This window comes from Streptomyces sp. SID14436 (assembly GCF_010548465.1).
Classification (GTDB): Bacteria; Actinomycetota; Actinomycetes; order Streptomycetales; family Streptomycetaceae; genus Streptomyces.
Window position 1 is genome coordinate 1 of the sequence record NZ_JAAGMD010000348.1, and the last position, 7,107, is coordinate 7,107.

A 7,107-nucleotide genomic window follows, 5' to 3' on the forward strand; every position below is an offset into this window, starting at 1 on the left:
CCCGCCCGGTCTCCCGACCGGCCACCCGACCGGTCTCCCGACCGGCCACCCGCCCGGTCTCCCGACCGGCCACCCGCCCGGTCTCCCGACCGGCCACCCGACCGGCCTCCCGCCCGGTCTCCCGACCGGCCACCCGCCCGGCCTCCGGACCGGCCTTCGGACCGGCCTTCGGACCGGCCACCCGCCCGGCCTCCGGACCGGCCTCCGGCTCGGCTGCCCTGTACAGCGTATAAGTCATGTTCTACGGTGTAGAACATGACCACATCGTCCTCCAGGGACCCCCGGGACGAGGCGCCCGCCCGGCTCGCGGAGCAGGCGGCGCCCGGCACCGTCCAGGGGCACCCTCAGCGCTGGCTGATCCTCGGTGTCATCTGTCTCGCGCAGCTCACCGTGCTGCTCGACAACACCGTCCTGAACGTGGCGATCCCCTCGCTCACCCGCGAGATGGACGCGTCGACCTCCGACATCCAGTGGATGATCAACGCGTACTCCCTGGTGCAGTCGGGCCTGCTGCTGAGCGCGGGCAACGCCGCCGACCGCTACGGCCGCAAGAAGATGCTGATCGCGGGCCTGACCCTGTTCGGCGCCGGTTCGCTCGTGGCCGGACTGGCCGACAGCTCGGGTCAGTTGATCGCCGCCCGGGCCGGAATGGGGGTCGGCGGTGCCCTGCTGCTGACCACGACGCTGGCCGTGGCGATGCAGATCTTCGCCCCCGAGGAGCAGCCGAAGGCGATCGGCATCTGGAGCGCGGTCAACGCCCTCGGCTTCGCGGCCGGGCCGCTGGTGGGCGGCTTCATGCTGAACCACTTCTGGTGGGGGGCGATCTTCCTGGTCAACCTGCCCGTCGTGGCCCTCGGCCTGGTCGCCGTGGTGGCGCTGGTGCCGGAGTCCCGGAACCGGCAGGGGGACCGGCCCGACCTGCTCGGTGCCCTGCTGTCCACGATCGGTATGTCGGCCCTGGTGTACGCGATCATCTCCGGGCCCGAGCACGGCTGGTCCTCGGGCCGGGTCCTCGCCACGGCGACGGCCGCCGTCCTCGTCCTGGGCGTCTTCGCGTACTGGGAGAGCCGTGTCCCGTACCCGATGCTCGACCCGCAGTTCTTCCGCAACCGGCGCTTCACGGGGGCGGTCGCCGGGGCGGTGCTGATCACCTTCGGCATGGGGGGCGCGCTGTTCCTGCTCACCCAGCACCTGCAGTTCGTCCTCGGCTACGGGCCCCTGGAGGCCGGGCTGCGCACCGCACCGCTCGCCCTGACCGTCGTCGCCCTCAACTTCACCGGCCTGTCCGCGAAGTGGACGGTGCGGCTGGGCACGCCGCTCTCGATCGCCCTCGGCATGGTGGTGATGGCCGCCGGGCTGGCGTCCATCGCCACCCTCACCGGACACGGGTACGCCGGCACGCTGCTCGGTCTCGTCCTCATCGGAGTGGGCTGCGCGATCGCCAACCCGGCGATGGCGCACGCCATCATGAGCTCCATCCCGCGCGAGAAGGCGGGCGTCGGTGCCGGGATCAACGGCACGCTCGCCGAGTTCGGCAACGGGCTGGGCGTCGCCGTGCTGGGTGCCGTGCTCAACGCGCGCTTCGCCGCGCTCGTGCCGGTGGCGGCGAGCTCCCTCCCGGCGGCGCTGGCCGCGGCGGACTCCCCGGGCGAACGGGGCCGTGTCACCGAGGCGTTCTCCTCCGGTCTGGAGACCAGCCAGCTGGCGGGAGCGGTCGCCGTGCTGGCCGGCGGGCTGCTCGCGGCGGCGCTGCTGCGCCGGGCGGAGCGGGCGGAGCGGGTGGAGCGGGCGGAGGGGGTGGAACCCGCGCAGCAGGCCGAACGGTCGGAGTCGGCCGAACGGTCGGAGTCGGCCGAACGGTCGGAGTCGGCCGAACGGTCGGAGCCGGCCGAAGGCGCGGAGTCCTCACCGGCCCCGTGAAGCCGGACGTCCGCGCGGCGACGTGACGTCCGGAAGACGACCGGACCGCTGGTGGCCATGGGTGCCGGGGCCCCGGCCCGGCGCCCCGGGTGACGGGGAGTCGCGAAGGAGGTCGGCCGGGCCGCCCGGGGGGGCGCCACCCGGAGGTGGGCCGGCCGCCACCGCCTAGCATGTGGGAAGCGGCAAGTCGAGGAAGGGGTGCCATGGCGAGGGCAGCCCAGGGGTCCGGGCGAGCGGCGCGCCCCAGTGTCTGGCTGGCGGGCCGGGAGCCGCGCCGGAGCGGGCGCGGCGGGGGACAGCCCTCCGGGCTGGACCGGGAGCGGATCACCGAGGTCACCGTCCGGCTGCTGGACGCCGAGGGCCTGGCGAGGTTCTCCATGCGCCGCCTGGCCGCCGAACTGAACGTGACGGCGATGTCCGTCTACTGGTACGTCGACACCAAGGACGACCTGCTCGAACTCGCCCTGGACGCGGCCTTCGGCGAACTCGCGCTGCCCGGCCCGGAGGACGACGCCGACTGGCGCGAGCAACTGCGCGCCCTGGCACGGGAGTACCGCGGCCTGCTGGCCCGCCACCCCTGGCTGTCGCCGCTGGCCGGGAGCTTCCTCAACATCGGGCCGAACGCGCTGGCGTTCTCCGGGGCGGTCCAGCAGATCATCCGCCGGACCGGGCTGCCCGAGCACGGCGTCACCGGGGCGATCGCGGCCGTCTTCCAGTTCGTCTACGGATTCGGCACGATCGAGGGCCACTTCCTCGACCGCGTCGCCGGTACGGGCATGTCCCCGGACGAGTACCACCGCCACGCCATGAGCGCGGTCACCGAGTCACCGGACGCGTCGGAGGTCATCCAGGAGTCGACGCGGATCATGGAGGCCCGCGGCGGCGACACGGTCGAGGAGATGATGGAGCGGGACTTCGCCTTCGCCCTTGACCTGCTGGTGGCGGGCATCGAGGCGATGGTCGCGCGCAGCCGCGGCTGAAGCACCCCTTCGGGCCGCGTCCTTCCCGGGTACACGGTGGGCTGCGCGTCGCGCCGGCTTCGACGCCGTGCCTCCCGCCCTAGACCTAGATCGACGCGCCCGCCCCCATCGCCTCCGCCGCGTTGTCGTACACCGGGACGTCGCGGCGCAGCCCGGTCAGTTCCAGCAGGCGGCCGACCACGCCGCCGGGCCGGGCGACCAGGTGCAGACGGGTGCCGGGGGGCAGGGCCCGGCGCACCTCGTTGATGAGGCGGACGCCCTGGGAGTCCATGAAGCGGGTCGCCGTGAGGTCGAGGACCAGGATCCTCGGCGGGTCGGGGCGGTGCCCGGCACCGGACATGATCAGCGGCAGCAGCCCCGAGGCGTTGGAGATGTCGATCTCCGTGGGCAGCGGGAGCAGCAGGTGCTCGGGTGGTCTGGGGGACGCGGGGAGGGGAGAGGAGGACACGGCGCTCACCTGGCAGTCGTTCGTCCGGCTTTCCGTACGGCCACTTCCTGACCCGGGCGTCCATTCCACCACGGCCCGGGCGGGTGCGGAAGCCGTGCTTCAGCGTTCTTGTGCGGCTGCGGGCCGCCTGTCCGGCCCTCAGCCCGGTGCCCTGCCCGGCACGGGTCCGGGCGTTCCCGGGGGCTACCGAGCGGTTAGAGTTCTCTGCGTCCTGTGCTCGCAGTCGGGAATGTGCTGCGGAGCTCTCCTGCGCACGGCCGGTGGCCGTGCATGCCGAAGAGGTTCGTGGTGACTGCGTCCCGGTTCTCTGAATTGCCCCGTTTTCCGGACGGTTTCGACCTGGCCGAAGCGCTCACCGGCGCGGCCCGGCGACTGCACGGCACCTCCACCCCGCACAGCACCCTGGACACGGCGGTCCGGCTCGCGGTGGAACTCCTGCCCGGCGCCGAGTACGCGGGGATCTGCGCCGTCGAGCGGGAGAACGGGCGCCGCCCCCTCGCCTGGTCCGACGAGATCGTGCGGCTGGCCGAGGAACCGGCGGACACCCGCCCGGGCACGGCCACGGGCACAGGCACAGGTGCGGCCGAGCCGTACTGGGACCGCCTCTGGAACGCCCCGGAGGCCGGCATCGCCGACAGCACCCTCGACGAGGCCGGGGCCGCCCTGGCCGGCCTGGGCCTGCGGTCCGCGCTGTCCCAGCGGCTGCGAGCCGACCGCCGCCGGCTCACCGTGCTCACCGTCTACGCCCGCAAGCCGCACGCCTTCGACGACAGCACCCGGCGGGTGGGCCGGCTGCTCACCGCCCACGTGGGCATCGCCCTCGAATCGGCCACCGTGCGCGAACAGCTCACCGAGGCCATGCGCACCCGGGACCTCATCGGTCAGGCCACCGGCATCCTCATGGAACGCATGGGCATGGACGCGTCCGCTGCCTTCGACCGCCTGGTGCGCGCCTCGCAGCGGGAGAACACCAAGCTGCGCGACCTGGCCCGCCGCATCGTCGACGCGCACGGCACCCCCGACGGCGGCGGCCGCTGACCGGCCGGAGGGCGTCAACGGCCGCCGACGGGACATCCGTACGGTCATGACCTTCGAGACACCCGACACGCTGGACCACGCGATGGCCCGCAGCAGCGGACTCGACACCCTGCTGCGCGATCTCACGGACCGTGCCGTGCAGGAGGTGCCCGGTGCCTCCGCGTGCAGCATCACGGTGCGCCGTGCCGACCGGCTGCTGACCCTCGCGGGCAGCGACGGGCTGCCGAGCGGACTCGACCAGCGCCAGTACGAGAACGGCTCCGGACCTTGCGTGGCCGCGGCGGACACCGGCCGGGAGCAGTACTCCCCCGATCTGACCGTGGAGGCCCGCTGGCCCGGCTACACGCGCTACGCCCTGTCCGAGGGGGTGCGCAGCGTCCTGGCCGTGCCGCTGGAGGTGACGGACGGCCGGGGTGCCGCGCTCAACCTCTACGCCGAGCAGCCGGGAGCGCTCGCCGAGGGGCGGGAGCGGGCCCGTGGCTTCGCGGCCCGTGTGGCGGACGCGGTCACCACCGCCCTGCACCTCGAACACCGGGGGCAGTCCGCCGCGGACGTGCGCACCGCGCTGCTCTCGCGCAGCGTCATCGACCAGGCGATCGGCATCCTCATGGCCCGCGAGCGGATCGACCCGGACCGCGCCCTGGAGCGGCTGCGCCGCGCCTCACAGGACCGGAACGTCAAGCTCCGTGACCTGTGCGGGCAGTTGGTGGCACGCACGGCCGAGGGGCCCTCCAGCGGGCCGAGGTGATGTCCCCCGCACGGCCCGGACCGCCACGTCCAACCGGGTTCTCACCCGGCCCGGAAGTGATGTGCTCCGTACGGCCCCGACGGTCAGCCGGATTCTCACCCGGCCGGAAGTGATGTGCTCCGTAGGCCCGGACGGTCAGCCGGATTGTCACCCGGCCGGAAGTGACGTCCCCCGCACCGCCTGGACGTCCAGTTCCACCCGCAGTGTGGTGCCGACGGCGGCGATGCCGGCCTGGACGACCTGGTTGTAGTGCATCGCGAAGTCCTCGCGCCGCAGTTCGGCCGTGGCGCGGAACGCGGCCCGGGTGCCGCCCCACGGGTCGGGCCCGGTGCCGAGGTGGGTCAGGTCCAGGTCGACGGGCCGCCGGATGCCGCGCAGCGTGAGGTCGCCGTGCACGGTCCAGCGGTCGGGGCCGGCCGCGGTCAGGCCGGTGGAGCGGTAGGTGATCGAGGGGTGCCGGCCGGCGTCCAGGAAGTCCGCCGACCGCAGGTGGGTGTCGCGTGCGGCGTTGCCCGTGTCGATCGACGCGGCCCGGATCTCCGCCTCCACCCGGGAGGCGGTGACGTCGTCCGCCGCCACCTCGAACCGGGCGGAGTAGTCGGTGAAGCGGCCGCGCACGCTGGAGAAGCCCAGGTGCCGGGCGACCGCGGCCACGGTGGAGTGCGCCGGGTCGACCGTCCACGGTCCCGGCGGCGGCAGTTCGGCGCCGCCCTGCCGGGCCAGGGTCACGGTCCCCGCCTGCACCCCGGCCGCCTCGTCGGTGACCAGGGCGCCGGCCGCGGCGGGGGCGTGGCCGACGGCCGTGACGATCACCGTGTAGGCGCCCGGCGCCAGCACGGCCGGATCGTGGACGGAGCCCTCCGCGTCCGCCTCGACGCGCAGCACCTGGCGGCCGGCCGCGTCGGTGAGCGTGACGACGGCGTGCGCGACGGGCCAGCCGTCCCGGGTCCGGACTCTGGCGGTCAGTGGCATCCCGTTTTCTCTTCCTGCTGTGGGGCCGCTCCGGGCCCGGCGCGGCGGCGCCCTGGTCGTGGGACCGGCCCGCGGCGGGGGCGCGTCTCCGCTACAGAACGCGTCCGCCCGCCACGGGCCGGGGTGGGGTCACTCGCCCGGGTGGGCGAGTTCGATGTCGTGGCCGTCGACGCCGGTGCCGTCGACCGTGAGGGCGGTCGCCACCGGCGGGAAGCCCGTGGCGATGACGGTGTAGTCGCCGCCGTCGAGGTCGGAGAAGGCGTACGTCCCGTCGGCCCCGGTGGTCGTCGTGCCGATCACGTTGCCCGCGGCGTCGACCAGCGTCACCCGGGCGTCGGCGAGGGGGCCGTGCGGGGCGCGGACGACGCCCCGGAGCCGGGCGCCCGGAGTCAGCTCGACGTCGAGCCCGGTGGTGTCGGCGCCGCCCACCTCGACGGGCAGGGCGCGGGGCCGGTACCCGGGCGCGTTCACGGCGACGGTCACCGCGCCGGGCACCAGGTCCGTGAGGGAGAACGCGCCGTCCGCCCCGGTGGTCCCGGTGGCCAGGACGTCCCCGCGCACGTCGGTGACGATCACCGTGGCGCCGGTCACCGGGCCGCCGTCACCGGCGGCGCGGACCACGCCCGTCAGGCAGCCGGTGCCGCTGAGCAGGATGTCGTGGCCGACCGGCTCGCCGTTCACCACGACCGTGGACGCCTGCGGCTGGTGGCCGTCGGCGGCGGCGATCAGGACGTACGACCCGGCGCCGGGCGCGTCGATCGCGTAGGCGCCGTCGGCCTGCGCCACCGACCGGCCGAGCTGCCGCCCGGACAGGGAGATCAGGGTGACGGCGGCCTGCGGCACGGGCACGCCCTCGGCGCCCCGCACGACCCCGCGCACGGGGATCCCGGCGGGAGCGGCGCCCCCGGTGGTCTCGTCGGCGTCCCCGGTGCTCTCCCCGGTGTTCTCCTCGGGGCGGGCGACGGTGGCGACGGCCGCGAGCGGCCCGCCGGCGGTGTCCC

General features: G+C 74.7%; 7 protein-coding genes. 4 read left to right on the top strand and 3 right to left on the bottom strand.

Annotated elements, in window-relative coordinates; translation table 11 throughout:
• Nucleotides 1-255: 255 nt before the first annotated feature.
• Nucleotides 256-1,920: an MFS transporter gene (locus G3I53_RS12420; RefSeq protein WP_164338188.1), complete on the top strand. Its 1,665-nt coding sequence runs from the start codon at nt 256-258 to the stop codon at nt 1,918-1,920.
• A 203-nt stretch (nt 1,921-2,123) separates the two neighbouring features.
• A complete protein-coding gene (locus G3I53_RS12425) occupies nt 2,124-2,900 on the top strand; it encodes a TetR/AcrR family transcriptional regulator (protein ID WP_164334092.1) in 777 nt (258 codons plus the stop codon).
• 85 nt (nt 2,901-2,985) lie between these two features.
• On the opposite strand, the gene G3I53_RS12430 is transcribed toward G3I53_RS12425, so the two are convergent.
• On the bottom strand, nt 2,986-3,348 hold the full coding sequence (locus G3I53_RS12430; protein WP_343239532.1) for an STAS domain-containing protein: 363 nt from the start codon (nt 3,346-3,348) through the stop codon (nt 2,986-2,988).
• 270 nt (nt 3,349-3,618) lie between these two features.
• Here G3I53_RS12430 and G3I53_RS12435 point away from each other — a divergent pair, with 270 nt between their 5' ends.
• Complete coding sequence (locus G3I53_RS12435) at nt 3,619-4,386, top strand: GAF and ANTAR domain-containing protein (protein WP_164334090.1); 768 nt, start codon at nt 3,619-3,621, stop codon at nt 4,384-4,386.
• Between the two features lie 46 nt (nt 4,387-4,432).
• Nucleotides 4,433-5,134 (top strand): GAF and ANTAR domain-containing protein, encoded by a 702-nt coding sequence (locus tag G3I53_RS12440; protein WP_164334089.1) that lies wholly within the window; start codon nt 4,433-4,435, stop codon nt 5,132-5,134.
• A 147-nt stretch (nt 5,135-5,281) separates the two neighbouring features.
• On the opposite strand, the gene G3I53_RS12445 is transcribed toward G3I53_RS12440, so the two are convergent.
• Nucleotides 5,282-6,106 (bottom strand): YceI family protein, encoded by an 825-nt coding sequence (locus G3I53_RS12445; protein WP_164438340.1) that lies wholly within the window; start codon nt 6,104-6,106, stop codon nt 5,282-5,284.
• Between the two features lie 129 nt (nt 6,107-6,235).
• A partial coding sequence (locus tag G3I53_RS12450; protein ID WP_203616980.1) for a carboxypeptidase-like regulatory domain-containing protein occupies nt 6,236-7,107 on the bottom strand: 872 nt, incomplete at its 5' end.